The sequence below is a fragment of the Pseudomonas sp. Tn43 genome (assembly GCF_014192635.1).
In the GTDB taxonomy this organism is placed as follows: domain Bacteria; phylum Pseudomonadota; class Gammaproteobacteria; order Pseudomonadales; family Pseudomonadaceae; genus Aquipseudomonas.
The window spans coordinates 313,279-337,583 of record NZ_JACHYG010000006.1; the positions used below are offsets into that span (position 1 = coordinate 313,279).

Annotated in this window: 23 protein-coding genes and 2 tRNA genes; 14 read left to right on the plus strand and 11 right to left on the minus strand. The window is 58.0% G+C overall.

Features of this window, described 5'->3' with window-relative positions:
- Nucleotides 1-308: 308 nt before the first annotated feature.
- Nucleotides 309-593 carry a hypothetical protein gene (locus tag FHW68_RS17985; protein ID WP_095631069.1) on the plus strand — a complete coding sequence of 95 codons (285 nt, stop codon included), beginning with the start codon at nucleotides 309-311 and terminating at the stop codon, nucleotides 591-593.
- A 45-nt stretch (nucleotides 594-638) separates the two neighbouring features.
- Nucleotides 639-1,067, plus strand: a complete 429-nt coding sequence (locus tag FHW68_RS17990) for a hypothetical protein (protein WP_095631070.1) — start codon at nucleotides 639-641, stop codon at nucleotides 1,065-1,067.
- A 61-nt stretch (nucleotides 1,068-1,128) separates the two neighbouring features.
- Here the strand turns inward: FHW68_RS17990 and FHW68_RS17995 are convergent, their stop codons facing one another.
- On the minus strand, nucleotides 1,129-1,710 hold the full coding sequence (locus FHW68_RS17995; protein ID WP_095631071.1) for a TetR/AcrR family transcriptional regulator: 582 nt from the start codon (nucleotides 1,708-1,710) through the stop codon (nucleotides 1,129-1,131).
- Between the two features lie 227 nt (nucleotides 1,711-1,937).
- On the opposite strand from FHW68_RS17995, the gene FHW68_RS18000 reads away from it, so the two are divergent.
- Both FHW68_RS18000 and FHW68_RS18005 read left to right on the plus strand, forming a co-directional pair.
- Nucleotides 1,938-2,723 carry an SDR family oxidoreductase gene (locus tag FHW68_RS18000; protein WP_095631072.1) on the plus strand — a complete coding sequence of 262 codons (786 nt, stop codon included), beginning with the start codon at nucleotides 1,938-1,940 and terminating at the stop codon, nucleotides 2,721-2,723.
- 126 nt (nucleotides 2,724-2,849) lie between these two features.
- On the plus strand, nucleotides 2,850-3,857 hold the full coding sequence (locus tag FHW68_RS18005) for an NADP-dependent oxidoreductase (RefSeq protein WP_183681918.1): 1,008 nt from the start codon (nucleotides 2,850-2,852) through the stop codon (nucleotides 3,855-3,857).
- A gap of 220 nt (nucleotides 3,858-4,077) precedes the next feature.
- On the opposite strand, the gene FHW68_RS18010 is transcribed toward FHW68_RS18005, so the two are convergent.
- Together FHW68_RS18010 and FHW68_RS18015 are read right to left on the minus strand one after the other, a co-directional pair.
- Nucleotides 4,078-5,289 carry an MFS transporter gene (locus FHW68_RS18010; RefSeq protein ID WP_183681920.1) on the minus strand — a complete coding sequence of 404 codons (1,212 nt, stop codon included), beginning with the start codon at nucleotides 5,287-5,289 and terminating at the stop codon, nucleotides 4,078-4,080.
- On the minus strand, nucleotides 5,286-6,314 hold the full coding sequence (locus FHW68_RS18015) for an alpha/beta hydrolase (RefSeq protein ID WP_183681924.1): 1,029 nt from the start codon (nucleotides 6,312-6,314) through the stop codon (nucleotides 5,286-5,288). Before FHW68_RS18015 ends, FHW68_RS18010 begins: the two co-directional genes overlap by 4 nt.
- 190 nt (nucleotides 6,315-6,504) lie before the next feature.
- On the opposite strand from FHW68_RS18015, the gene FHW68_RS18020 reads away from it, so the two are divergent.
- Nucleotides 6,505-7,413, plus strand: coding sequence for a LysR family transcriptional regulator (locus FHW68_RS18020; RefSeq protein ID WP_183681926.1), 909 nt, complete (start codon nucleotides 6,505-6,507; stop codon nucleotides 7,411-7,413).
- A 58-nt stretch (nucleotides 7,414-7,471) separates the two neighbouring features.
- On the opposite strand, the gene FHW68_RS18025 is transcribed toward FHW68_RS18020, so the two are convergent.
- From FHW68_RS18025 to FHW68_RS18035, 3 genes are all read right to left on the minus strand, one after another.
- Nucleotides 7,472-7,558, minus strand: a tRNA-Leu gene (locus FHW68_RS18025).
- Between the two features lie 196 nt (nucleotides 7,559-7,754).
- Nucleotides 7,755-7,828: transfer RNA gene (locus tag FHW68_RS18030), tRNA-Cys, on the minus strand.
- Nucleotides 7,829-8,102: 274 nt separating this feature from the next.
- Nucleotides 8,103-9,008: an AraC family transcriptional regulator gene (locus FHW68_RS18035; RefSeq protein ID WP_095631085.1), complete on the minus strand. Its 906-nt coding sequence runs from the start codon at nucleotides 9,006-9,008 to the stop codon at nucleotides 8,103-8,105.
- A 607-nt stretch (nucleotides 9,009-9,615) separates the two neighbouring features.
- Between FHW68_RS18035 and FHW68_RS18040 the strand changes: the two genes are divergently transcribed.
- Complete coding sequence (locus FHW68_RS18040) at nucleotides 9,616-10,389, plus strand: L-iditol 2-dehydrogenase (RefSeq protein ID WP_183681929.1); 774 nt, start codon at nucleotides 9,616-9,618, stop codon at nucleotides 10,387-10,389.
- An 86-nt stretch (nucleotides 10,390-10,475) separates the two neighbouring features.
- Here FHW68_RS18040 and FHW68_RS18045 read toward each other — a convergent pair whose 3' ends face one another.
- Genes FHW68_RS18045 through nirB form a run of 3 tightly spaced genes read right to left on the minus strand, consistent with a single transcriptional unit; the run spans nucleotide 10,476 to nucleotide 13,895 of the window.
- Entirely contained in the window at nucleotides 10,476-10,916 is a 441-nt protein-coding gene (locus FHW68_RS18045) for a CBS domain-containing protein (RefSeq protein WP_095631087.1), read from the minus strand.
- Between the two features lie 31 nt (nucleotides 10,917-10,947).
- A complete protein-coding gene (gene nirD, locus FHW68_RS18050; RefSeq protein WP_183681932.1) occupies nucleotides 10,948-11,334 on the minus strand; it encodes a nitrite reductase small subunit NirD in 387 nt (128 codons plus the stop codon).
- Complete coding sequence (gene nirB, locus FHW68_RS18055) at nucleotides 11,334-13,895, minus strand: nitrite reductase large subunit NirB (RefSeq protein WP_183681935.1); 2,562 nt, start codon at nucleotides 13,893-13,895, stop codon at nucleotides 11,334-11,336. Before nirB ends, nirD begins: the two co-directional genes overlap by 1 nt.
- Nucleotides 13,896-14,674: 779 nt before the next feature.
- On the opposite strand from nirB, the gene FHW68_RS18060 reads away from it, so the two are divergent.
- The 4 genes from FHW68_RS18060 to FHW68_RS18075 all read left to right on the plus strand — a co-directional run bounded on the left by FHW68_RS18060 (nucleotide 14,675) and on the right by FHW68_RS18075 (nucleotide 17,992).
- A complete protein-coding gene (locus FHW68_RS18060; RefSeq protein ID WP_095631090.1) occupies nucleotides 14,675-15,280 on the plus strand; it encodes an SCO family protein in 606 nt (201 codons plus the stop codon).
- Nucleotides 15,280-15,753 (plus strand): copper chaperone PCu(A)C, encoded by a 474-nt coding sequence (locus tag FHW68_RS18065; RefSeq protein ID WP_183681938.1) that lies wholly within the window; start codon nucleotides 15,280-15,282, stop codon nucleotides 15,751-15,753. The genes FHW68_RS18060 and FHW68_RS18065 overlap by 1 nt, the downstream gene beginning before the upstream one ends.
- A gap of 184 nt (nucleotides 15,754-15,937) precedes the next feature.
- Nucleotides 15,938-16,909 (plus strand): TerC family protein, encoded by a 972-nt coding sequence (locus tag FHW68_RS18070; protein WP_311656206.1) that lies wholly within the window; start codon nucleotides 15,938-15,940, stop codon nucleotides 16,907-16,909.
- A gap of 156 nt (nucleotides 16,910-17,065) precedes the next feature.
- Complete coding sequence (locus FHW68_RS18075; protein WP_183681941.1) at nucleotides 17,066-17,992, plus strand: bifunctional 5,10-methylenetetrahydrofolate dehydrogenase/5,10-methenyltetrahydrofolate cyclohydrolase; 927 nt, start codon at nucleotides 17,066-17,068, stop codon at nucleotides 17,990-17,992.
- Nucleotides 17,993-18,090: 98 nt separating this feature from the next.
- Here FHW68_RS18075 and FHW68_RS18080 read toward each other — a convergent pair whose 3' ends face one another.
- Nucleotides 18,091-18,609, minus strand: coding sequence for an SgcJ/EcaC family oxidoreductase (locus FHW68_RS18080; RefSeq protein ID WP_183681944.1), 519 nt, complete (start codon nucleotides 18,607-18,609; stop codon nucleotides 18,091-18,093).
- A 171-nt stretch (nucleotides 18,610-18,780) separates the two neighbouring features.
- On the opposite strand from FHW68_RS18080, the gene FHW68_RS18085 reads away from it, so the two are divergent.
- Genes FHW68_RS18085 through FHW68_RS18100 form a run of 4 tightly spaced genes read left to right on the plus strand, consistent with a single transcriptional unit; the run spans nucleotide 18,781 to nucleotide 23,400 of the window.
- Entirely contained in the window at nucleotides 18,781-19,965 is a 1,185-nt protein-coding gene (locus FHW68_RS18085) for a sensor histidine kinase (RefSeq protein WP_183681947.1), read from the plus strand.
- Nucleotides 19,962-20,615, plus strand: coding sequence for a response regulator transcription factor (locus tag FHW68_RS18090; RefSeq protein ID WP_183681950.1), 654 nt, complete (start codon nucleotides 19,962-19,964; stop codon nucleotides 20,613-20,615). Before FHW68_RS18085 ends, FHW68_RS18090 begins: the two co-directional genes overlap by 4 nt.
- Nucleotides 20,612-22,939, plus strand: coding sequence for an ATP-binding protein (locus FHW68_RS18095; RefSeq protein ID WP_183681953.1), 2,328 nt, complete (start codon nucleotides 20,612-20,614; stop codon nucleotides 22,937-22,939). The genes FHW68_RS18090 and FHW68_RS18095 overlap by 4 nt, the downstream gene beginning before the upstream one ends.
- Nucleotides 22,936-23,400, plus strand: a complete 465-nt coding sequence (locus FHW68_RS18100; RefSeq protein ID WP_007901111.1) for a response regulator — start codon at nucleotides 22,936-22,938, stop codon at nucleotides 23,398-23,400. Before FHW68_RS18095 ends, FHW68_RS18100 begins: the two co-directional genes overlap by 4 nt.
- Here FHW68_RS18100 and FHW68_RS18105 read toward each other — a convergent pair.
- Nucleotides 23,377-24,294 carry an alpha/beta fold hydrolase gene (locus FHW68_RS18105; protein WP_095631098.1) on the minus strand — a complete coding sequence of 306 codons (918 nt, stop codon included), beginning with the start codon at nucleotides 24,292-24,294 and terminating at the stop codon, nucleotides 23,377-23,379. The two genes, FHW68_RS18100 and FHW68_RS18105, sit on opposite strands and share 24 nt — an antisense overlap.
- Between the last annotated feature and the right edge of the window lie 11 nt (nucleotides 24,295-24,305).

Sequence of the window (24,305 nt, forward strand, 5' to 3'; positions counted from 1 at the left end):
AGGCCCAAATACTTGAGCCAAGCACGAAGCCCTATCAAGGGCACTGAACGGTAACCATCGTCGCCAGGTTCATGCCTGCCCGTCTGTATGCCCCACACATCCGCCCGGCCAGATTTGCCGGGATTTTTTTGTTGGCGTCTTTCCCCATTTCACACGGCCTTCACAACTCATCCCCTACAGTGCATCCACTCCTTTCAAGAAATCCCTCTGGCCCGCCCGCATGCGGGCCTTTTTTTTTGCCTGCTATATAGCGAACGAACGCCCTCGCCCGTCTGTCGAACGATTACACATAACGAAGGAGATGCCTCGTGGTCACTCACTTCAAAGTCGGCGGGCACCTGGCCTGCGGACATAAAGGCAGCAATCTGACTTCAAGCCGAATACTGACCCGCGTGAAATGCCGAAGCTGCCGAAACACCGATGCGTTCAAAGAAGCACGCAAAGCCGAACGCAACGCTGCCCGTCGCGCCGCACGCAAGGCCAAAGCCACCCACACTGCCAATGACTGGCGCGCAGCCTGGACCCAGCGCCTGATCGAAATGCCCGGGTTGCAAAGACTGCCGCGTGGTTTCACCGGCCAGCCCTTCGTGTAGCTGAATTCCATCCCCGACAGGGGCGCTATAGGAGAGGAAATACCGATGAACAGTAGACTGCTTGGGCTTCTGATCGTCTGCCTGTGCCCCACGTGGGTGATGGCACAAGGATGCGACGTCAAGACCCGCTCCCAAAGCCCTTCCGTTCCCGTGATCGAAACACACTCCTGCTATGAGTACGAAGGCATGCCGGTGGACTCTATCGATTGGTCCTGCAGCAACGAGAGCAAGGAAATGCTGACCAGCACCAAGAAAAAAGTTGCCCAGTGCAGCGATCACTATCGGGCCACCTGCCTGGGTACATTGACTGCAGAGGCGCTGGCCAACCCTCAGTCGATAAGCAAGGACAAGAACAGCAAACCGCTGAACATTCCCGACAATGCCCAGGTCATCACCTATTACTACAGCGTCGAGAACCTGCCGCAGGCCAGGATCGATTGCGAGACCGCGGGTGGCAAGTGGACGCAGAAATAGCGGCTTTAAGAGCTGACACCACCCATCGCAGGCATAGCCAAAACGATCAATCGAGCAGGTCCTAAGTTTCCGACTGAACAGGTAAAGATGCAGTCATACGAGCGTGGCAAACCTCGAGTATTTCATCAGCCAGCGCAGAGTCGTCCGGACAAGCACGCGACAATATGATCGCCCCTACCGCATGCGCCAGCATGTCGATCATCTTCACTCTCGCATCCCCGGGCGGCGCATCTGGCGCAGTTGGATACTTACTTCCCAGCGTTTGCAGCATGTGTTCAATCCCATCGGCAAATGCCGCTTTCAACGCATCCGGCTGGCGCGCAGCGTCGCCACACAATGCAGCCATGGTGCAACCGCCGCTGCGGTCGTCCCGGTGAGCCCTGGATACATACACATCGATGAATCCTTGAACATCGAGCGCTTCGGCATTGGCTAACGATCGGGAAAGACTGTTGGCGGATGCCTCTGTCATCAGGTCAGCCTTCGAGCCGAAATGTTTGTAGAAGCCTCCGTGGGTGAACCCGGCAGCCGCCATGAGGTCCGCCACGCCCACGCCGTCAAAACCTCGCTCGCGAAACAGCACAGAGGCCGTCTCGACGATGTGCTCCCGATTTGCTTGCGCCTGGGCCTTGGTCACTCTCACGTGCACACCTCGTGTTCTGCTCAAAAATCATGCGCCAATGATACATAGATGTTGAGCGTAATCAAATTACGTTGACAGTTTAGATTTCGATCATCATCCTAAATGCAAGTACTCACTCCCTTGACGCGCAACTGTGTGGGTGAAGGCTTCGTACTTAGCGCGAACCATGCATCACCCGTGATTTCGCGCATCAATTTCTATCGATGTCCCTGAAAAGAGAGAAGGCCATGACCATTCGCCCCACCGTTCTCATTACTGGCGCTTCCACCGGCATCGGCGCTGTTTACGCCGAGCGCTTTGCCCAACGCGGGCATGATCTGATTCTGGTCGCCCGAGATCAGGCGCGCTTGCAAACGCTCGCAACCAGGTTACGCAGCGAACATGACGTCACCATCGATGTGCTGCAAGCGGACCTGACCCAACTCAGCGACCTGACGGTCGTCGAAGCTCGTCTGCGCGATGACGCCAGCATTGGCATCCTCGTCAATAACGCCGGTGCCGCGCAGGCCGGTAACTTCATCGAGCAGAGCACTGACAGCGTCGCGCATCTGGTAGCCCTGAACACGACTGCGCTGGTGCGCCTGGCCAGTGCTATTGCTCCGCGTCTGGCCAGAGCGGGTAACGGCGCGATTATCAACATCGGTTCGGTGGTCGGTCTGGCTCCGGAGTTCGGCATGTCGGTCTACGGGGCGACCAAGGCGTTTGTGCTGTTCCTTTCCCAGGGCCTCAGCCTGGAGCTTTCGCCCCAAGGTGTGTATGTGCAAGCCGTACTACCTGCCGCCACCCGTACAGAGATCTGGGATCGCGCCGGTATCGACATCAACACCTTGAGCGAAATCATGGAGGTGGGTGATCTGGTGGATGCGGCGCTGGTCGGCTTCGACCGTCGCGAGCCGGTGACCATCCCACCACTGCAGGAAAGTGAGCGTTGGGATGTCCTGCAAACAGCCCGTCAGGGTCTGCTGTCGCAGATCAGGCAGTCCGCTGTCGCGCAACGATACCAAGCCCGTTGACCTGGCTCGGCTTCTCACTCGGCGGATTCGTCGCGCAAGACCTCAACGCCTGACAGCCTCGACGCCTTGTTTGCATCAAGATCAAGGTGGTCGGGGCTCCTCATTGCAACAGACAAGAGCAGCATCATGAAGGCATTTTTTATCGATCACTATGGCAAACGGAACGGGGCTATTGGCGAAGTGCCCGACCCTACGGTAGGTGCCCATGACGTGCTGATTCAAGTGCATGCCACAAGCGTGAACCCGTTGGACTCGAAAATCAGGACGGGCGAATTCAAAATGATCCTGCCCTATTCATTTCCATTGGTCCTGGGCAATGACCTTGCCGGCGTCGTGGTTCGTACAGGCGCGGCGGTGAAACGGTTCAAGCCAGGGGACGAAGTCTATGCACGTCCTCCCGAGAAACGGATCGGCACGTTTGCTGAACTGATTGCCGTGAACGAAAACGCACTCGCGCTCAAACCCTTGAATCTCAGCATGGCCGAAGCCGCGTCCATTCCCTTGGTCGCTTTGACTGCCTGGCAGGCACTGGTTGAAACCGCTCAATTGAAAAAGGGCCAGAAAGTGTTGATCCACGCCGGATCCGGCGGTGTCGGCACCCTGGCCATTCAACTCGCCAAACACCTTGGAGCTTTTGTTGCGACGACCACCAGCACGTCGAATGTCGATTGGCTGAAAGCACTCGGGGCGGACGTGGTCATCGATTACAAACAGCAAAATTTTGAAAGCGAATTGCACGGCTATGACGTGGTGTTAAACAGCCTCGGTGCCGATGTACTGGAGAAATCATTGAAGGTGCTCAAGCCTGGCGGCCAGCTCATTTCCATTTCGGGGCCGCCGACAGCGCAGTTCGCCCTTGAACAAGGTTTATCCTGGGCACTGCGGCAAGTCATGCGTCTGCTGAGCGGCGGTATTCGAAGAAAAGCGCGCAAGCATGGTGTCAGCTATACATTTTTGTTTATGCGCGCAAATGGCGCACAACTACAAAACATCACCACCCTCATTGAAGCTGGAGTGATCAAGCCCGTCATCGACCGCTCCTTCTCTTTTGAATCGACGGCAGAAGCGTTGCGGTATGTCGAACAGGGCAAATCAAAAGGCAAAGTCACCATAACGATCAACCAAGCGCCCTAAAAAAATGTCAGCGGATAACGTGCATGCTGCCGAGCATCAGACGCCGGCACCTGAACCAGAAGAGCAGCCCTCGTGCAACATACCGGCACCGGAACAGTTGCTACCGGAAGTATTGCTGAAACAGCCGATCATCATTTGGTGCAGCTTGATGCTTGAGCAGTAACGAAGACCTCGATTGTGCATTGCGCATCGCTCGCCATGCGAGCCCGTCTCGCGATGGCTAGCATGGGGAGGTGCGCAGCGCCCGAACCTTTGCCGGATCCGATCGCGACACGAACAGTGCGAGCGCGGCAGCTATCAAAAGAAATACTCCACTTGCGATGAACGTAGCCTGATAACCCATTGCGTCATATAGCAACCCACCCAATGTCGCACCCAGTGTGATAGCCAACTGAATCACCGCGACCATTAACCCCCCTCCGGTTTCGGCATCTCGTGGAAGTGTGCGTGACAGCCAGGTAAACCAGCCCACAGGCGCGCATGTAGCAATCAGCCCCCAAATACCCAGCAAAACGGCGGTCGTCCACATCGAGCTGCCAAAGACCACCAGAGCCGCCGCAATGCCCGACATCAGGAAAGGAATGATCACCAGCACCCGATAAAGACTTCTGTTCAAGACCGAGCCGATCACCAGAGTGCCACCCAATCCGGCCATTCCTATAATCAGCAATAGCAGGGAAAGCCCCGAAACATCGACGCGAGTCACCAACTCCAGGAACGGACGCAGGTAGGTGAATAGCGCGAATTGCCCCATGAACAAAAATGCCACTGCGGCCATGCCTAGCGAGACGTTGGCGTTACCTAACAGCCGAAACACTCGAAGTGCAGATCCAGACTCATTTTGACCGGGCATTTTCGGCAAGGTGAATGCTTGCCAACAGAGCGCCAAAGCAGCGAGCGGAACCACGCAAAAGAACGCCCCTCGCCAGCCGATCAGCCCGCCCATGAAACTGCCAATGGGTGCTGCAACTGCAGTGGCGAGTGCCGTACCACCCTGGATCAAAGCAATGGCTTTCGGTACGAAGCTCTCAGGTGCAATCCGCATCATGACGGCAGTCGACATTGCCCAACTGCCGCCAATAGAGATCCCCAAAATGGCTCGACCAACCATCAGTGCCGAGTAATTCGGGGCAAAGGCGACGAGCGTGCCCGAGGCAATCATCAAGGCTGTCAGGAAGAGCAAAACGGGTCTTCGGTCGAGCCGGCGAATGACTGAGGAAATGCAAAGACTGGTGATGACCGCGAAGAGGCCGGAAATGGAAATCGCCTGTCCGGCCTGCCCCTCGGTCAGCGCGAGATCGTTCGCAATCGGCGTGAGCAAGCTCACTGGCAGAAACTCCGAAGTCACCAGAGCGAAGGCGCACAGCGACATCGCCAGGACTGCGCCCCATACCTGTCGACTGGCTGCCTGGGTGGGTATGATCAATGTCATCTAAGATGGGTCAGGAAGAACGAGGCCAGCTTGGAAAACGGGATAAGACCGACCCGATCATAGAGATCCACGTGGCCCGCACCTGGAATGATGACAAGCTCTTTGGGTTGACCCGCCAGTCGATAAGCCTCTTCACTGAACTCACGCGAGTGAGCATTTTCACCGGCGATGAACAGCATTGGGCGCGGCGAGATTGTCTCGATATCGTTGAAGGGATAGAAATTCATGAACTTGGCATTGCTGGTCAGCGTCGGGTGAGTGGTCCGCAACGGTGACTGTCCTTTGGGGGTGAATTCACCACGCGGCGTGCGGTAGAAATCGTAAAACTCACGTTCGATAGGGTTGGATTTTTCCGTCAGCGCATGGACCGTTCCGCTGGTGTACCTGGTTTTGCCACCGGTGAACTCGACATAACGCTGCTCGGCGGCAGCGGCGATGGCTTGCTTGCGTTGCTCGACAGTGACGGAATGCTTCAAGCCGTTTCGGTTGGCCGCGCCCATGTCGTACATGCTGACCGTCGCAATCGCCTTCATCCGAGGGTCGATCTTGGCAGCACTGATGACAAAGCTTCCGCTGCCACAAATGCCCAAGACACCCATCCGATTCCGGTCCACAAACGTCTGCGTGCCAAGGTAATCAACAGCTGCGCTGAAATCCTCAGCATAGATATCGGGCAAAACCGCATTGCGTGGCTGCCCTTCACTTTCGCCCCAGTACGACAAATCAATGGCAAGGGTCACAAAACCTTGCTCTGCCAGTTTCTGGGCATACAGGTTCGAACTCTGCTCCTTGACCGCGCCCATGGGGTGGCCAACGATGATCGCCGGGCTTTTACTGCCTGGTTTCAGATCCTTGGGAACGAACAGATTCCCTGCCGTTTTCATCTGGTACTGATTTTTGAAGGTCACCTGTTGCATCGTGACCTTCTCACTTTTGTAAAAGTTATCGGCTCCGTTAGACATGTCTGCCCCCAGTGCGGAGAGCGACGCCATCAGAAGGCCGAGCAAAATAACGAGTTTTCTCATGAGTTGCTCCCATCAGTGAATAGATGCTGATCGCCGTGGTTGCCGGTCTGAATCAGCGGATTGTACGAGCCCTGCCTGTGACTACAGGTGAGGCTTGCCCTATTCTCCGGGGATGCATCATGCTTGATAAGCTAATGAAAGCTTCTTGAAGTTATAAGCACAGCTAATCAATCACAACAGGCAGATTTCGATGCCGCGACATAATCTGAACGATCTTTTGGGCTTTGTGACCGTCGCAAGGGAGGGCAGCTTTACCCGAGCGGCCGCCCACTTGGGTGTCACGCAGTCCGCCCTGAGCCAGACTGTTTCCGCGCTTGAAAAGCGGCTGAAAATTCGCCTGCTTACGCGCACCACGCGTAGCGTCTCACCGACCAGCGCGGGCGAACGCCTGATGCAAGCCATTGGTCACCGTTTCGACGAGATTGAGTCCGAGCTCGATGCTTTGACTGAGCTTCGTGACAAGCCTGCCGGTACGGTACGCATTACCTGCGGCGATTTTGTTCTGAAGACGATCCTCCTTCCGCGACTCACTCCTCTACTCCTTGAATACCCTGACATCAAGGTTGAGTTTGATATCAATTACGGCTTCCGGGACATCGTGGCCGATCGCTTTGATGCAGGCATAAGATTTGGCGACACTGTCGATAAAGACATGATTGCCGTACCAATCGGACCCGAGGTCAGGATGGCTGCCGTAGCATCGCCCTCCTATTTCACGCGCAACCGCATGCCGAAGAAACCACAGGATCTGGTGAATCACGCCTGCATCGACATACGCTATCCAACCCTTGGCGGAGTTGACGCCTGGGAATTCGAAAAACGTGGTCGAAAAATCAACGTGCGTGTGGCAGGCCAGATCATTGTGAACACCAGCGCACATGTCCCGGCGGCGGCAGTGAACGGCTTGGGAATAGCCTATTTGCCAGAGGAAGAATTTGCCCCGCACATTGAGGAGGGTCGCCTGGTGCGGGTACTGGAAGACTGGTGTCCCTTGTTCCCGGGTTATCACCTGTACTACCCAAGCCGTCGTTTGCCGACTCCAGCTTTCTCGCTGGTCCTGAATGCGTTACGAGGTGAGGATTTGGGAAAAGATTTTTGATTGCGGAAAACGAAATAAGGGCTTGCATGAGGAACCTCACGCAAGCCCTTGATATTCATGGTGCCCGAAGCCGGAATCGAACCGGCACGCCCTTACGAGCGGGGGATTTTAAGTCCCATGCGTCTACCAGTTTCGCCATTCGGGCGGTAGCGCGGTAAAGCCGTCTGAAAAACTGACCAATAACGATCTGGCCGTTCTGACGCTTGTGCAACAGAGGGGGAAATATATACATCCCGCCCCGGTGAAGCAAGTTCGCAAAGATCCTTTTCAAGACTAAATCTTGCAGGACTGCGAAAATAAAAAAGCTCCGTAGATCATGGATCTACGGAGCTCGTTTAAAGTGGAGGCCGAAGTCGGAATCGAACCGGCGTAGGTGGATTTGCAATCCACTGCATAACCATTTTGCTATTCGGCCTCAAACATCTGATGTCAGTAAAACAACATCAAACGTGTAAACTCGTATCTGGAAACAAGATTCTGATCTAGCTTCCAACCCTTTGAAATCTAAGGGGTTTTCGTGTTCCCTAAGCAGGAATGGACGCAATTCTGGACTGGTTCGAAAGGCATGTCAAGAACTGGAGAAAAATAATTCCAAGTCCGTTCCCTCAGCCTTAAAAGCTCGCAGACTTCGGCGGCGCCCACAGGCGCGCGAAGCTGCCAATGGCTGCGAGCTTTGGATCTTGTGCTCTTTAATGATTGACCGCCACCACCCTCTGCAACCGCTGCCGATACTGACTGGGAGTTTCCTGCATTTCATGTCGGAAGTGCCGATTGAAATTCGACAGGTTGGCATAACCCACTTCAAAGCAGATATCTGCAACGCTGAAACTGCTTTGCGCCAGCAAACGGCAGGCGCGCTGGACCCGCAGTTTGCGTGTCAGGTCGACGAAGGTATGGCCAGTGGCGCGCTTGAAGAATTTGGAGAAGGCCGGTTCGTTCATGTCCAGGCGCTGGGCGATAACGGACATCCGCAGCTCATCCGCGAGATCGTTGAGGATGTAGTCGAAGACAATACTCATGCGCTGGGCCGTCAATGCGTCGAGCATCGGCGCATATTGCAGGCTGGCGAGCGTTTGTCGCTCGGTGTCGGGGGCCGATGCCAACAAATGCAGCAACGACACGAACAGGCATAACCTCTGTAATCCTTGGCACTGACCGATTTCTTCCAGCAGTCGGGCCGCTTTTTTACGGGTCACGCCATGAAACTGGATGCCCCGGGCCGCCTGACGAAACAGGCTTTGCAACTCGCTAAGTTCAGGGACCTTGTCGCGCAGCTGCATCAGCATCTGACCATCGAATTGCAACACGACGTCGCGGCCGGCAATCACCTCCCCTTTGTTCAGGTCACTAATCCAGTCGTGAGGCAGGCCTGGACCGATCAGGGCGACGTGGCCGGCCTCGAACAGGCCGATGTAGTCACCCGCCAATAGCCGACCACTGCCTTCGCGGATCAGGTGGATCTCGAATTCCGGATGATGATTCCAACGCGCAAGGTCGAAGGGATAGTCATGCTCATACCAACGAAAGCTGTGCTGGGGCTCGTTCAGAATGACTTCAAGCGCTGGTGGCTTGTCTGCAGTTACGTAATGGTTCATCACCCTGGCGATTCCATTTTTGTTGGTTTTATCAAGGCTACCGCGAAGCCGGGACGAATCGAAGAGACTCGAAACTCCACCGCGCTGTTATCAGATTCACACTAAGCAGACAGCAAGCCTAGTGCCCTGTGTGGCGGTCACTGATACTTTTTTTCCACTGTCCTGCCCGGTTAAAAAAGTATCAGTGCGGTGTATGCCGTTCGTTTGTTCACCACTTGGGTTGCTGTAATCCTGTGTTCATCCCGTTGCGGCTATGACTTGCATCCTGGATTACAACAACAATAAGTGCCTCTGCCGCCCAAGGCGCAGAGCGGAGAACACGATGAAGATCATCCCAAGCGCGTTTTTCTATCCGTCGGCCTGTCCTCTGCCCTCGCGCGCTGATTATTCAAAATAAGCAACATAACGATAAATCAAGACGCAGAACCAGTGGGAGAACCTGTAGGAGCGAGGCTTGCCCGCGAAGAATGCGCCGCGGTTTTTCAGGTATTACGCGTCATCGTTCTTCGCGGGCAAGCTTCGCTCCTACAGGGGGCTTCGCTGATTGACGAGCGCTTTTAGTGCCCTCAACGGGCATCTCTTTAGCTCTAACGATTGGATGGGAAAAATGAAACGTTTGGAAGGAAAAAGCGCCCTTATCACCGGTTCTGCCAGAGGCATCGGAAGAACGTTCGCGCAAGCCTATATCCGCGAAGGCGCTACGGTCGCGATCGCAGACATCAACCTGGAACGCGCGCAAGCCACTGCGGGCGAGCTGGGGCCGAATGCCTATGCGGTCGAGATGGACGTGACCGATCAGCAGTCAATCGACGGCGCTATCGCAGCGGTCATCGCCACCTCAGGCAAGCTCGATATCCTGATCAACAACGCGGCTCTGTTTGATCTCGCACCGATTACGGAAATTTCTCGCGAGAGCTACGAACGGCTGTTTTCGATCAACGTGTCCGGCACTCTGTTCACCCTGCAGGCCGCGGCCAAACAGATGATCCGCCAGGGCCATGGCGGCAGAATCATCAATATGGCCAGTCAGGCCGGTCGACGCGGTGAAGCGCTTGTCGCGGTGTATTGCGCGACCAAAGCAGCAGTGATCAGCCTCACGCAATCGGCCGGTCTCAATCTCATCCCCCATAACATCAACGTGAATGCCATCGCACCGGGCGTGGTGGACGGTGAGCATTGGGACGGCGTCGATGCGCTGTTCGCCAAATATGAGAACCGGCCGCTTGGGGAAAAGAAAAGGCTGGCGGGTCAGGAAGTGCCCTACGGACGCATGGGCACGGCAGACGATCTTGTCGGCATGGCGATCTTCCTGGCATCAAACGAGAGTGAGTATGTCGTGGCGCAAACCTATAACGTCGATGGCGGCAACTGGATGAGCTGACGAGTATTGAACCCGAATTAAAGCCCGTACCGAACAGGCCATGTCTACTGCACCGTAGCCATGGCCTGCTCGTTCCCGTCCGGCCCTCAATGCCCGCGAATGTAGTGCTCCAGTTGCCGAATCAAGTCGGCCTGCTCGACGATGGCTTCCTTGACCAGATCACCGATCGACAGCAGTCCGATCAATTCACCGCTCTCCAGCACTGGCAGATGGCGCAAATGACTGTCGGTCATGACCGCCATGCAGCGCTCGATGCTCTGCTGACTGTCGGCGGTCACCACCGGTGCGCTCATGATCTCGCGCACCGGTGTACCGACCGAAGAACGGCCCTGTAGAACCACTTTGCGTGCATAGTCGCGCTCGCTGATGACGCCGACCACCTGCCCGCCTTCGATGACGGGTAACGCGCCTACGTTTTTTTCGGCCATCATTTTCAGGGCGTCGAGGACCATCTGGTCCGGCGCAATGCTGTGCACCTGCTGGTTTTGCACGACTTTCAGTTTGAGCAACTGTGCAGCTGTCTTCATCAACGTTCTCCGATACGGTTCAGGGCGGCTGTCATGCCGCCGCGACTTCCACGATGCCGGCGTTCAGGCGCACCGGCCACACCCGCAAGCGCTGCTCCGGGTATTCCAGGCAACTGCCGTCCTCGAGACGGAAATGCTGCTTGTAGATAGGCGACGCCACCACCAGATCACCCTTGAGGCTGCCGATCAGTCCGCGGCCGATGACGTTCGCGCCGGATTGCGGATCATGGTTGTCGATGGCGTAGAGGGTGCGGCCCTCGGCCTGTGGCAGGTAAAACAGCGCCACCTGCGCGCCGTCGAGCCAGACGACAACGCCGGAGTTGCTGACCAGATCCTGCTGGCTGCACACCGCCTGCCACGCCTGAGCATTGGCCGCGGTTGCAGGGACTTCGACACGCTGGGTATTGGACTGACTCATCAGGCATTCTCCTCGGTGACAGGGATAAGGTTGAGTTCGGCGGCCATGATCGGCCGGCGTTGACCGCGTTCCTGAACAAAATGGATGTCCGGGTCCGGGCGCTGATCGTTGACGAAGGTGCGGAAGCGCTTGAGTTTTTCAGGGTCTTTGAGGGCGTTGGCCCATTCGCATTCGTAGCGGTTGACCACCAGTTGCATCTGCGATTCGAGCTCCGCGCCGAGGCCCAGGCTGTCGTTGATGATGACGTCCTTGAGGTAATCGAGGCCTCCTTCCAGGCTTTCGCGCCAGACCGAGGTGCGCTGCAACTTGTCGGCGGTGCGGATGTAGAACATCAGGAAGCGGTCGATGTAACGGATCAGCGTTTCGTCGTCCAGGTCAGTGGCGAACAGCTCGGCATGACGCGGACGCATACCGCCGTTACCGGCCACGTAGAGGTTCCAGCCGTTCTCGGTGGCGATCACGCCTACGTCCTTGCTTTGCGCCTCGGCACATTCTCGGGTGCAACCGGAGACGGCGAACTTGAGCTTGTGCGGTGAGCGCAGGCCTTTGTAGCGATCCTCGAGGGTCAAGGCCATTTTCACACTGTCCTGCACGCCGTAGCGGCACCAGGTGCTGCCCACGCAAGACTTCACCGTGCGGGTCGATTTGCCGTAGGCATGCCCGGTTTCGAAACCGGCCTCAATCAGCTCGGACCAGATGTCCGGCAACTGATGCAACTGTGCGCCGAACAGATCGATCCGCTGGCCGCCGGTGATTTTGGTGTAGAGGTCGTATTTCTTCGCCACCACGCCAATCGCAATCAGCTTGTCGGCGGTGATCTCGCCCCCGGCGATACGCGGTACCACCGAATAGGTGCCGTTTTTCTGCATGTTGGCCATGAAAGTGTCGTTGGTGTCCTGCAACGGCACCAACGAGGCATCCATGATCGGTTGGTTCCAGCACGAGGCGAGGATCGAACCCACCGCCGGTTTGCACACGTCGCACCCGGTATGACCGCGACCGTGCTTGGCCAGCAGTTCTTCGAAAGTGATCACCCCTTCTACCCGCACCAGCGCATAAAGCTCCTGCCGGGTGTAGGCGAAGTGTTCACACAGGCTCTTGTCGACACTGACACCACGGGCAATCAGCTCATGTTCGAACACTTGCTTGAGCAGCCCCGCGCAACCCCCGCAACCGGTGCACGCCTTGGTCTGGGATTTGAGCAGGCCCAGGTCGGTGCAGCCGCCGTCGATGGCTGAGCAGATCGAGCCCTTGGTAACGTTATGGCACGAACACACCGTCGCGGCCTCAGGCAGCGCGCCCGGGCCCAGGGTTGGCGCGCCGGTCGACGATGGCAGAATCAGGCTGGCCGGTTCCGACGGCAAGGCAATGTCGTTCTGCATGTATTGCAGCAACGTGTCGTAATAGCTGTTGTCGCCGACCAGCACTGCGCCGAGCACGCGCTTGCTGTCAGCATCCACCACCAGACGACGGTAGCTGGCCGTCGCTTCATCGATGAACTGGTAGCTGCGCGCACCCGGGGTCTGGGCATGGGCATCGCCGATGGAGCCGACGTCAACGCCGAGCAGCTTGAGCTTGGTCGACATGTCGGCGCCCTGGAACGGCTCCGCCACTTGATTGCACAGCAGCGTCGCGACGCCACGGGCCATCTGATAACCAGGGGCGACCAGACCAAAGAGGCTGCCATTCCAGGCGGCACATTCGCCAATCGCATAGATATTCGGATCGCTGGTCAGGCATTGATCATCAATCACCACGCCGCCCCGTGGCCCGATGTCCAGCGCGCATTGGCGGGCCAGCGCATCTTGCGCACGGATCCCGGCGGAGAACACGATCAGGTCGGCTTCGAGGAATTCGTCATTGGCAAAATTCATCCGGTAACGGTACTGCTCGCCGGCAGTGATCGATTGCGTGCCCCGGGACAGATGCACACTCACGCCGAGCCGTTCGATTTGCGCCTTAAGCGCCAGGCCACCCTGCTCGTCCAGCTGCACCGGCATCAGGCGCGGGGCGAATTCCACCACATGCGCTTCCAGGCCAAGGCTTTTCAGGGCGTTGGCGGCTTCCAGACCGAGCAAACCACCACCCACCACTACGCCACGCCGGGCATTGGCCGCCGCGGCACGAATCGCGTCGAGGTCTTCAAGGGTGCGATAGACCAGGCGTGAGTCGCCTTCTGCACCTTCAATAGGCGGCACGAAAGGATAAGAGCCGGTGGCCAAAACCAGTTTGTCGTACGCGACGCAACCTTGTGCGGTAATCACTTGACGGCGGTCACGGTCGATTTCCAGCACCGGCACGCCCAGGTGCAGAGTGACGCCCGGCGTCTGGTACAAAGAAGCTTCACCCAAGGCCAGCGACTCGGCATCGCGACCGCCGAAATACTCGGACAGATGCACCCGGTCATAGGCACGCATCGGCTCTTCGCTGAACACATGCAGCCGGTAATGGTCGAGGGCGCCGCGCTCGATGAGCTGTTCGACACAATGATGTCCGACCATGCCATTGCCGATCACGATCAGCGTTTGCAGTTTATTCAATGCGGCAACATTGGAATTCATAGTAAGCACCCAGCCAAAGCCAATCACGGTTAAAAAAGCAAAAAAAAACGCCTGAAACCTCTCGGTTCCAGGCGTCTTTGCCTGTTCTTCGCGGTGTTCGACCTGGCGCCTTCGCCGGATCCACCGATGTTGCCCACGACCTGCTCGGCCGGTCGATCTTCGTTGATCGACGGGGCTGCCCATCTGTTATCGATGGACCTGAGGGGAACAATGCAGCCTTTGTGCCAGTCTGCAGTTTATGATTTCCTCAGTGTTGGAACATCGACCATCTGAACGATGGAAGAATGCGATGAAGACCGCGATCCAGGCGGGTCTCATCAGGCGAGAGTCAACTTTGCAGGTCTGCGCGAGCGGCTAGGCAAATGGTGGAATTGGAGGAAGGAATAGCTCAGCAAACCGCTTCGCACTGGTGCACGTTGTCAGGCCTGCTCTTTAAAAGTGCATTCAGCTACGTTCTATTTGGGTTTGAGCAATGCCAGTGAGTTAAGCGCGTGTTTAAAAGCCACCCAATCCCTAATGCGATTTGTAGCAGCTATCGAGCCTGCGAGGCTGCTGCTACGAAGAGCGCGTCGCGGCTTAACTTACCGGTATCTGCAATGCGTCCGTGCATGGGGCATTGAATTTTCATGTATCCCGAGGCCGCGACCTTTTGGCGCATGACCGGCGGGCCATCGATTGAGCGCCATAGCGCAACAGTTTGTTAACATCCGTGCGCTTTTTTTTCGTCTGATTGATCAGCCACTGTAGATTCCCGGTCGCTACACAGGATGCTTTTTTCCATGAGTACGTTGTATACCCGTCGTGCGGTCCTGCAAGGCATGAGCCTGTTGAGCCTTGGCCTGCTCGCCGGCTGCGATGACAGCAGCAAGCTGTCGTTCAAGTACGGCAAGGACCTCAGCGACAAGATCATGGGGCGTACCTTCAAACTCAAGGACGCCCAAGGCGAAACCCGGATGCTGGGCAGCTACCGGGGCCTGATGCCGATGGTTTTTTTCGGTTTCACCCAATGTCCGGCGGTCTGCCCGACGACGCTGGCCCGTGCGGCACAGGCGAAAAAACTGATGGGCCGCGATGGCGAACGCCTGCAAGTGATCTTCATCACCCTGGACCCCGAACGCGATACGCCGCAAATGCTCGACGCCTACGTCAAAGCCTTCGATCCAAGTTTCGAGGCGCTGTACGGCACGCTGGAAGAAACCGCCGCCACCGCCAAGGAGTTCGGTGTGTTCTTTGAAAAAATCCCGAGCGGCTCGACCTATACCCTCTCCCACACCGCGACCAGCTTCGTTTTCGACTCCCGAGGCACTTTGCGCCTGGGGCTGTCCGCGTCCCTTACCGCTCAAGAGTGTGCTGAAGACCTGCTCACCGTCATGGAGGTCTGCTGATGACTTCAATCTACGCACCACGTATTAAACAGTTGACCCTGGGCCTTTTCCTGATCGGCATGGCCTGGCAGGTGGGCGCCCAAACCCGGGTGAACGACGCTTGGGTTCGCGCGACGGTGGCCGGCCAGCATTCGACCGGCGCCTTCATGACCCTGCAGGCCGACAGCGACAGCAAACTGCTCAGCGTGCAGTCGCCGGTCGCAAACACCGTGCAAATTCACCAATCCAGCATGAAAGACGATGTGATGAGCATGAGCCAGGTCGAGTCCGTCGCGCTGCCGGCCGGCAAACCGGTGAGCTTTGATCCCCATGGCTACCACATCATGCTGATGGACCTGACGACTCAGGTTAAGGAAGGCGATAAAGTGCCCCTGACCCTGACCGTGGAAAACGCCAAGGGCGAAAAAGAGACGATCAAGGTTGACGCCCAAACTCGGGCGCTCGGCATGCAGGATCACAGCAAGATGCATTGAGAGGCTCAATCCTGGCCCGTCTGAACGCCACTGTTGCGGTGGTGTTCGGCTCGCGTTGAGAATTATCAGCGACACTTCGTCAATAACGAATTATTGGTAAAGAATATTCGATTTTTCTTCGCTGCAACCTCCCCGCTAGCATGATTCCGTCGACTCCAGAATAAGTCCAGACAAGGAGAACGACATGCAACCCTTGAACATTGGTGAACTCTGGATGTGGGTCGCCTTCATTGTCTTTGTCGTCGCCATGCTGGCGGTGGATCTGTTTGTCTTTGGCGGGCGCAAAGCGCATCGGGTATCGGTGCGCGAGGCGTCGTGCTGGGTGATTGCGTGGTGTGCACTAACGCTGACCTTCGCCGGATTGCTCTGGTGGTACTTGCATGGCGAGTTCGGGCCTGAGATTGCGCGACGCAAAACACTGGAATTCTTCACGGGCTATTTGATCGAACAGTCGCTATCGATCGACAACATGTTTGTCTTCGTGATGATTTTCAGCTACTTCGCCGTACCTGCGGAGTTACAGCGTCGAGTGTTGCTGTACGGTGTGCTCGGGGCCATCGTGATGCGTGGGATGATGATTCTCGCGGGTGTGTGGCTGGTGTCGCAATTTGCGTGGTTGTTATATGCGTTCGGGGTGTTCCTGATCATCACCGGAATCAAGATGCTGGCATTCGCCCATCAGCGGCCTGATCTCGATAAAAATCCCTTATTGCGTTGGATGCACGGCCGTCTGCGCGTCACCGACGAGTTTCATGGCGATCACTTCTTTGTGCTGAAAGAGGGTCGGCACTGGGCGACGCCAATGTTTCTGGTACTGGTGCTGATCGAGGCCAGCGATCTGATGTTTGCAGTCGACAGCATCCCGGCAATCTTCGCCATTACCACCGACCCGTTCATTGTGTTCACCTCGAACATCTTCGCGATCATGGGCCTGCGCGCCCTGTACTTTTTGCTGGCCGACATGGCTGACCGTTTCCATCTGCTCAAATACGGTTTGGCGATCGTACTGGTGTTTATCGGCGCCAAAATGACGCTGATACCGTGGCTTCACATGCCAATCGAATGGTCGCTGGCCGTTGTCGGAGGGATCATTCTGACTTCGGTGCTGTTGAGTTTGATCTTGACCCGCAAGGAGGATCAAATACGCTCCTTATAGGCGCTGCCTGTCTTATCTTCCGGTGTTGCGGTGGCATTCGCCTGCCCTCAACTGGTAGCCTGAGCCCCCTTGCCTGCATGTCTCTGATGAATCATCGTCGCGCAAAGACGCCGCGATAATTACTGCCCCCTTTTAAATCAGACAACGGTGACTCTTTTGACCAGCAGCACCCCCGCATTTGCCCGTGACATCGACGGCAAAGCCATTTCTGCCCAGGTTCTCGATGAGGTCCGGGAAGAGGTTCTGGCCCTCGCCGGCCAGCAAGTCTATCCAGCTCTTGCCGTCCTGTTGGTTGGTGACGACCCGGCCAGCCACGTTTATGTGCGCAACAAACTGCTGCGCGCCAAGGAAGTCGGTATCCGCTCCCTTGAATACCGCCTGCCGGAAACCGCCAGCCAGACCCAGGTTCTGGAACTGATTGCACAACTCAACGCCGATCCCACGGTGACCGGCATCCTGGTGCAATTGCCCTTGCCGGCCTCGATCGATGAGCAGGCGGTGATTCATGCCATCGACCCGATCAAGGACGTGGACGGTTTTCATCGGGAAAACGTCGGTGGGCTGGTGCAAGGCATGGAGGTCCTGACCCCGTGCACGCCCAGTGGCTGCATGCGCTTGCTGCACGAGACCTGTGGCGATGACTTGAGCGGCTTGCACGCGGTGGTTATCGGCCGTTCGAACATTGTCGGCAAACCGATGGCGACCTTGTTGTTGCAGGCCAACTGCTCGGTCAGCGTGGTGCATTCGCGTAGCGTCGACGCCCCGGCGTTGTGCCGGTTGGCAGATATCGTGGTTGCCGCGGTGGGCCGGCCAGAATTGATCGACGCCAGTTGGCTCAAACCCGGTGCGGTGGTGATCGATGTTGGTATCAACCGTATCGCAAGCGAATCCGGCGATCGTCTGGTGGGCGATGTCGACTATGCCAGCGCCCGCACCGTCGCCCGGGCAATCACCCCGGTGCCGGGTGGCGTCGGGCCAATGACCATTGCCTATCTGCTGAAAAACACCTTGATCGCCTGCCAGTTGCAACTCGCTGCCCAAGCCCGGGGGCAGCAACCTGCGGACGACTTGGCGTTGAACTGAGCACATGTAGGAGCCAGGCTTGCCGGCGAAGGCGTCCTTCAGATCGCCTTCGCCGGCAAGCCTGGCTCCTACAAAAAGCGGGTTACTCGAAGACGTAGTTATTTCCCGGCGTGCAGCACCTGCGTTTGCGGCATCGCCGAAGAGTGGTGGTTGAGAATCTTCCACTGCCCGCCAACCTGCTCATAGACGAAGGTGTAGCGCGCCTGCACCTGACGGGTCTTGCCATCGGCCTCGGTCAGGAAAAAGGTGTAGACGCCGCTGTCCATCGCCACATTGGCGCCCAATGGACGGATCTCACGGAAGTTGATCTGGCCTACCGGCTTGAGCGCCATGAAGTGATCGAAGTAGTCCTTGATCTGCGCCGGCGTGGTGCGCACCTGATTGGAAACCGTCGGCTGCAGCACGGCGTTCGGCGCGTACAGGTCGACCACGCTCTGCACATTGCCGCTCTTCAACGCGCTATTCCATTGATCAAACAGCGCGGCGATTTCACGATCCTTCGCGTTGACCGGTTGTTCGGCCACGCTGCTGTAGACGTAAGGCACTGCCTCCAATGCCTGAGCCAACGGCGCGGTCAGGGCGAACAACAGGGCGATGGTTGAGGTCTTGAGTTTCATTGCGCTATTCCAAGGGGTGGTCGATGGCCACACTGTGCCGCTCGACACAACGACTGCCATCGGCCAACCGGAGTCATTTGCCTATGCCATTCGGCAGATAGCGCCCGGCCCCGTCAACAAGGTTTAATGACGCCCCAGCCCGAACGGGCGCGCCTGCGCCGGAAGATGTCCATGCAAAACCCTGATCATGACCCCGGTAGCGCCCTGGCCATTCGCACCCAGTATCGGCAAGCGCAAAGTCGCGCCGCGCGCCTGCGGTTGTTGGTGGATACCGGCCAGGAACTGACGCAACTGGCCCCCGATGCCATGCGTCAACGGGTGCTGCAACGGGCCTGTGCCTTCCTGGCGATGGACCACGCGTTACTGCTGGAATGGGACGTGGAGGCACAGGTCAAAACCACCGCCAGTCACGGTAGCCGAGATCGTCTACACAGCCTCGAGCGCCTCGCCGATACCGCGATGTGCGCCCCGCAATGGCAGGAGCAACCAAATGCGGTCCTGCCCAATGTGTTGCGGGTGCCTTTGCGCAGTGGCGATGGCACGGCCTTCGGTGCGTTGGTGCTGGCCAACAGTGTCAGCATCAGTGCACCGGACACCGAGGACATCGAGTCCTTGCAATTGCTCGCCACCCTGCTGGCCGCGCACCTGGAAAACCAGCGCTTGCTGGATGCTCTGGTCGCGCGTGAGCGCACCATGTCCGATCTGGTGCATCGGCTGTTCAGGGCGCAGGAAGACGAACGCAAACGCATGGCTTACGACCTGCATGACGGCCTGGCGCAAACCCTCGCCGGGCTGCATCAGCGCCTGCAAGGTTTTGCCGGCCGCTGCCCGCCACTGCCCGATGGACTCGACGCAGACTTACAGACCATTCTGGCACTGGCCCAGCATTGCGTGGGTGAAGGCCGGCAATTGATCAGCGGCCTGCGCCCGACGGTACTCGATGACTTTGGCTTGCTGAAGGCGGTGGACAAAGAAGCGGATCGCCTACGCGACGCCGGGATCAAAGTGAACTGGAATGGGCGTTGCGAAGCGCGTTTGCCCAGCCAGGTGGAAATCGCCCTGTTCCGGATTGCCCAGGAAGGCATCAACAATATTCTCAAACATGCGCAGGCCAGCCACGTTGTCCTCGCGCTGGAACTGCACGAAGGCCTGGCCTCGCTACGGCTGGACGACAACGGCAAAGGTTTTGCCATGGAGCAACGTCTCGACACCTGCGGCGCCCGGCACCTGGGGCTCGCCGCGATGCAGGAACGCGCAAGCCTGCTGGGCGGCGATTTCACTTGCCTCAGCCATGCGCATGGCGGGACGCAACTGCGCGCCACCGTCCCCTGCGACCTCAATGGAACAGCTCAATGACTGAAGTTTTACGCCTGGTTCTGGCGGACGATCATGAGGTCACCCGAACCGGTTTCGTCGCGCTGCTGGCGGGCCACCCGCAATTCGAAGTGGTCGGCCAGGCCCGCGATGGCCAGGAAGCGGTGGACGCGTGCGAACGCCTGTTGCCCGACATCGTCATCCTCGACATTCGCATGCCCGTGCTCAATGGGTTGGGCGCGGCGCGAATTCTTCAGCAGCGCCTGCCGGCCCTCAAAGTGGTGATCTTCACCATGGACGACAGCCCGGATCACCTGGAAGCGGCGATGAACGCCGGTGCCGTGGGTTACCTGCTCAAAGACGCCAGCCGTGATGAAGTGATCGACGCCCTGCAACGCGTCGCCGCGGGCGAGGAAGCCCTCAATAGCGCCGTCAGCGCCCGCCTGCTGCGGCGCATGACCGAACGCAACACCAGTGGCGCCGCACCTGCCGAAACCTTGACCGCCCGTGAAAGGCAGGTCCTCGGGCTGGTAGCCACCGGCTTCAGCAATCGTGAGATCGGCGAAGAACTTGGCATCACCACAGGAACGGCCAAAGCCCACGTGGAACGGGTCATCGGCAAACTGGGCGCCGCCGACCGAACCCAGGCGGCCGTTCGTGGCATGGCCTTGGGGCTGGTGACTCAGTCATGAAAGTTTCAAACGCTCGACGCTGGGCCGATCTGCCATTACGCGGCAAAGCCCTCGTGGTGATTTCCCTGCCGTTGGTAATCCTGTTGCTCTCACTGGTGCTGATCTACATCACCGAACGCCAGACCGCACGCGCGGAAGAAGATGTACGCCGGGTGCTGCTGGTGCAAGGCGACATTCAGGCCGTGCACACCCTGCTCGCCGAGGCCGCCGCCAGCGTGCGCGGTTATCTGCTGACCCGTCGCGAGGATTTTCTGCCGGGTTATCGACAAGCCAAGCCCTTGATCGAATCGGCCCTGCACCGGCTCGACAGCAATGTTCGCGATGAGCGGGTGCGCAAACATCTGGCGGTCATCACGCCACTGATCGAAACCAAGGTCGAGGGCCTGGTTGAACTGCTCGATGATCGCAGCGCCACACCCGAGTCGATCACCACCATCCTGATCAACAACAAGCACATCCTCGACGAACTGCGCGAACGCATCAGCGCCATGCGCACCCTCGAGGATACGTTGCTGGCCGAGCGCACCGCAGCCGCGGCCTCCACGCGACAGCGGTTGCTGTTCTCCACCCTGCTGGCCGCGGCCTGCGGATTGTTTGGCGCCATCGTGGCGGTACTGTTTCTGTCCAAAGGCATCGTCGCCCGGGTCAAACAGGTCCAGGGCAACGCACAACGGCTGGCACTCGGTCAGCCGTTACTGCCACAACCGCCGGAGAATGACGAGATTGGTCAATTGGGTACGCGCCTGGTTGAAGCCGGGCTATTGCTGGCCGAACGTGAGCGGGCATTGCGCGACAACGAAGAGCGCCTGCGGCTGATCATCGACGGTGTTAAGGACTACGGTATTTTCGCCCTCGACACACAGGGCTTCGTCACCAGCTGGAATGCGGGCGCCGAACGGATCAAGGGCTACACCGAACAGGAAATCGTCGGCCAGCATTTTTCGGTGTTTTATCTGTCGCAAGAATGCCCGCAACATCCCGCCATGGCGCTGCGTGAGGCCACTCGCGACGGTCATTACATGGAAGAGGCCTGGCGTTGCCGCAAGGATGGCAGCCGCTTCTGGGCCAGCGTGGTGATTACCGCGCAATACGACAGCAGTGGCGCCCTGCGCGGATTCTCCAAGATCACCCGGGACATCACCGATCGACGCGTGGCCGAAATAGCACTGAGCACCGCACGGGAAGAAGCCGAACGCGCCAGCCGCGCCAAAAGCGAGTTCCTGTCGCGCATGAGCCACGAACTGCGCACCCCGCTCAACTCCATTCTCGGCTTCGCACAACTGTTGGACATGGACTCATCCAAAGGGCAGCGGGCACAGATCGGTCATATCTTGCGGGCCGGACAACACCTGCTGACCTTGATCAACGAAGTGCTGGACATCGCCAAGATCGAAGCCGGGCGCCTGCCGCTCAATGTTGAAGCGGTGCCTTTGACGGCGGTGCTGCAAGAAGCCCTGACGCTGGTTTCCCCTATGGCCTGCGACGCCGGCATTGCGCTGGTTGAGCTGCCGATGCTGGCCGCCGACAGCGGGATCGTCGCCGATCGGCAACGCCTGGTTCAGGTGCTGCTCAACCTGTTGTCCAACGCGATCAAATACAACCGGCCCCAAGGCCAGGTGCACATCGAAGTCAGGGTTATTCAACAGCGAATTGCCGTGTCGGTCTGCGATACCGGCAAGGGCATTGCGGCGGATCGACTGGAGCAACTGTTCAAACCGTTCGAGCGCCTGGAAACCGATCCGAACGTGGAAGGCACCGGCCTGGGCCTGGCGTTGAGCAAAAGCCTGCTGGAAATGATGAACGGCAGCATGACTGTCGAAAGCCAGCCCGGCGAAGGCGCCAGTTTCACCCTGGAACTGCCCTTCGTGCGCCTGCAGCCCATCACCGAGCCACCGGTTGCACGAATCAGCCACCCAACGGTCACGGCCACCCTCACCGCTCCCGATTACCAGGGCAAAGTCCTGTGCATCGAAGACAATCTCTCAAGCCTGGCCCTGATCGAAACCCTGCTGCAACGACGGCCGCACATCCAGTTGCTTTCAAGCATGCAAGGGCAAATGGGTCTGGACCTGGCCCGTCAACATGCGCCGCAGCTGATTTTGCTCGACGTGGCACTGCCGGATCTGGATGGTTTCAATGTGCTGCAACGCTTGCGCCAATCGTCCGTCACCCGTGCCATTCCCGTGCTGATGATTACCGCCGATGCCAGCGACCTCACACATCTGGCCTTGCTGGAGGCAGGCGCGACGGCGGTGCTGACCAAACCGATTCACATCCCTTCCTTTCTTGCCCATCTTGACCAGCATCTACCGGAGCCTGTGTGAACACCGACCTGCGCATTCTGATCATCGACGACCAGCGGCCCAACCTCGATTTGATGGAGCAGCTGCTTGTCCGCGAAGGACTGACCAATGTACTGAGCAGCACCCAGCCGCTGCGAACCCTGGATCTGTTCAACAGCTTCGAGCCTGATCTGGTCATCCTCGACCTGCACATGCCGGAGTTCGACGGGTTTGCCGTACTGGAGCAACTCAACCGGCGCATACCGACCGGTGAATACCTGCCAATCCTCGTGCTCACCGCCGACGCCACCCGCGATACCCGCCTGCGCGCGCTGGCTCTGGGCGCCAAAGACTTCATCAGCAAGCCACTGGACGCCCTGGAGACCATGCTGCGCGTCTGGAACCTGCTCGAGACCCGCGCGCTGTATAAAGCCTTGCGTACCTTGGTCCCGGCGGATCAGATCGAGTTGCTGCGTCAGTTAAAGCCGCACCCAGTTAGCTGATTGAAGGGGGGGAATCACTGACGCTTTGCTATTGAACGTCAGATCACGGGGCTGGCTCGGTATTTTGGCGACCGGCTGCAGAAAGCCCAGCAAGGCCTGCTGGGTGTCAGTCCAGGCCGTCGGGTGTTCCATATCGAGGAAGTGCCCGGCGTTCTTGATGGTCTGAAATTGCGCCTGAGGGCTATGCGCCGCAAAAAGACGGGCGTCTTCCACCGAGGTGTACTCATCCCGTTCGCCGTTGATAAACAGCAGCGGAACTTCGATGGCATCGGCACAGGAAACGTAGCAATGAGTGTCCTGAGTCAGCACCTCGTTGACGTGAAAATGCATTTGCCGGTATTCGTGTTCGTCCAGGCTGCTGACATGGCGTTCGTTGAAACGCTTGAACAGCGACGGCAGATGCTTGCCGATCGTGCCGTTGATCAAGCGCGCGACATTGCGCCGATCACAGGCCTGCAGGAAGTGCCGGCCGCTCTCCAGATAGTCGCGCATCGGCGTATTGATTCGTGCTGCGAATGAACTGACCACCGCTTTTTCGATTCGCCGTGGGTGCTGGGCCAGCGCCAGCAAAGTCGCCGCGCCGCCCCAGGAAAAGGACAGCACATGCTGGGCCCGAAAGTGCTCGATCAACTCCAGCAATATTTCGGCTTCATCTTCCTTGCGGATCGGCCGGTCATGCTGGTTGTGTTGTTTCGATTGACCGGCGTAGGGCTGATCGTAGAGGACTACGTTGAAACGTGGCCGCAGGTAGCGCACGGTCTGGGCAAAAGAGGCGGTCGTTGCCAGCGAGCCGTTGACCAGAATAATGGTCTTGTCGGCGGTGGCGTTGAGGTAATGCTCGGTATAAACCTTGTACTTCTTACCAATCTGGACAATCGCGGTTTTCAACGTCATTTCATTCTATT

What these genes read in the sequence shown, in the direction of transcription:
- FHW68_RS17990 (WP_095631070.1), top strand. Translation starts at nt 639, where the DNA reads ATGAACAGTAGACTGCTTGGGCTTCTGATCGTCTGCCTGTGCCCCACG.
- FHW68_RS18000 (WP_095631072.1), top strand. Translation starts at nt 1,938, where the DNA reads ATGACCATTCGCCCCACCGTTCTCATTACTGGCGCTTCCACCGGCATC.
- FHW68_RS18005 (WP_183681918.1), top strand. Translation starts at nt 2,850, where the DNA reads ATGAAGGCATTTTTTATCGATCACTATGGCAAACGGAACGGGGCTATT.
- FHW68_RS18010 (WP_183681920.1), bottom strand. Translation starts at nt 5,289, where the DNA reads ATGACATTGATCATACCCACCCAGGCAGCCAGTCGACAGGTATGGGGC.
- FHW68_RS18015 (WP_183681924.1), bottom strand. Translation starts at nt 6,314, where the DNA reads ATGAGAAAACTCGTTATTTTGCTCGGCCTTCTGATGGCGTCGCTCTCC.
- FHW68_RS18020 (WP_183681926.1), top strand. Translation starts at nt 6,505, where the DNA reads ATGCCGCGACATAATCTGAACGATCTTTTGGGCTTTGTGACCGTCGCA.
- FHW68_RS18035 (WP_095631085.1), bottom strand. Translation starts at nt 9,008, where the DNA reads ATGAACCATTACGTAACTGCAGACAAGCCACCAGCGCTTGAAGTCATT.
- FHW68_RS18040 (WP_183681929.1), top strand. Translation starts at nt 9,616, where the DNA reads ATGAAACGTTTGGAAGGAAAAAGCGCCCTTATCACCGGTTCTGCCAGA.
- FHW68_RS18045 (WP_095631087.1), bottom strand. Translation starts at nt 10,916, where the DNA reads ATGAAGACAGCTGCACAGTTGCTCAAACTGAAAGTCGTGCAAAACCAG.
- nirD (WP_183681932.1), bottom strand. Translation starts at nt 11,334, where the DNA reads ATGAGTCAGTCCAATACCCAGCGTGTCGAAGTCCCTGCAACCGCGGCC.
- nirB (WP_183681935.1), bottom strand. Translation starts at nt 13,895, where the DNA reads ATGAATTCCAATGTTGCCGCATTGAATAAACTGCAAACGCTGATCGTG.
- FHW68_RS18060 (WP_095631090.1), top strand. Translation starts at nt 14,675, where the DNA reads ATGAGTACGTTGTATACCCGTCGTGCGGTCCTGCAAGGCATGAGCCTG.
- FHW68_RS18065 (WP_183681938.1), top strand. Translation starts at nt 15,280, where the DNA reads ATGACTTCAATCTACGCACCACGTATTAAACAGTTGACCCTGGGCCTT.
- FHW68_RS18070 (WP_311656206.1), top strand. Translation starts at nt 15,938, where the DNA reads ATGCAACCCTTGAACATTGGTGAACTCTGGATGTGGGTCGCCTTCATT.
- FHW68_RS18080 (WP_183681944.1), bottom strand. Translation starts at nt 18,609, where the DNA reads ATGAAACTCAAGACCTCAACCATCGCCCTGTTGTTCGCCCTGACCGCG.
- FHW68_RS18085 (WP_183681947.1), top strand. Translation starts at nt 18,781, where the DNA reads ATGCAAAACCCTGATCATGACCCCGGTAGCGCCCTGGCCATTCGCACC.
- FHW68_RS18090 (WP_183681950.1), top strand. Translation starts at nt 19,962, where the DNA reads ATGACTGAAGTTTTACGCCTGGTTCTGGCGGACGATCATGAGGTCACC.
- FHW68_RS18095 (WP_183681953.1), top strand. Translation starts at nt 20,612, where the DNA reads ATGAAAGTTTCAAACGCTCGACGCTGGGCCGATCTGCCATTACGCGGC.
- FHW68_RS18105 (WP_095631098.1), bottom strand. Translation starts at nt 24,294, where the DNA reads ATGACGTTGAAAACCGCGATTGTCCAGATTGGTAAGAAGTACAAGGTT.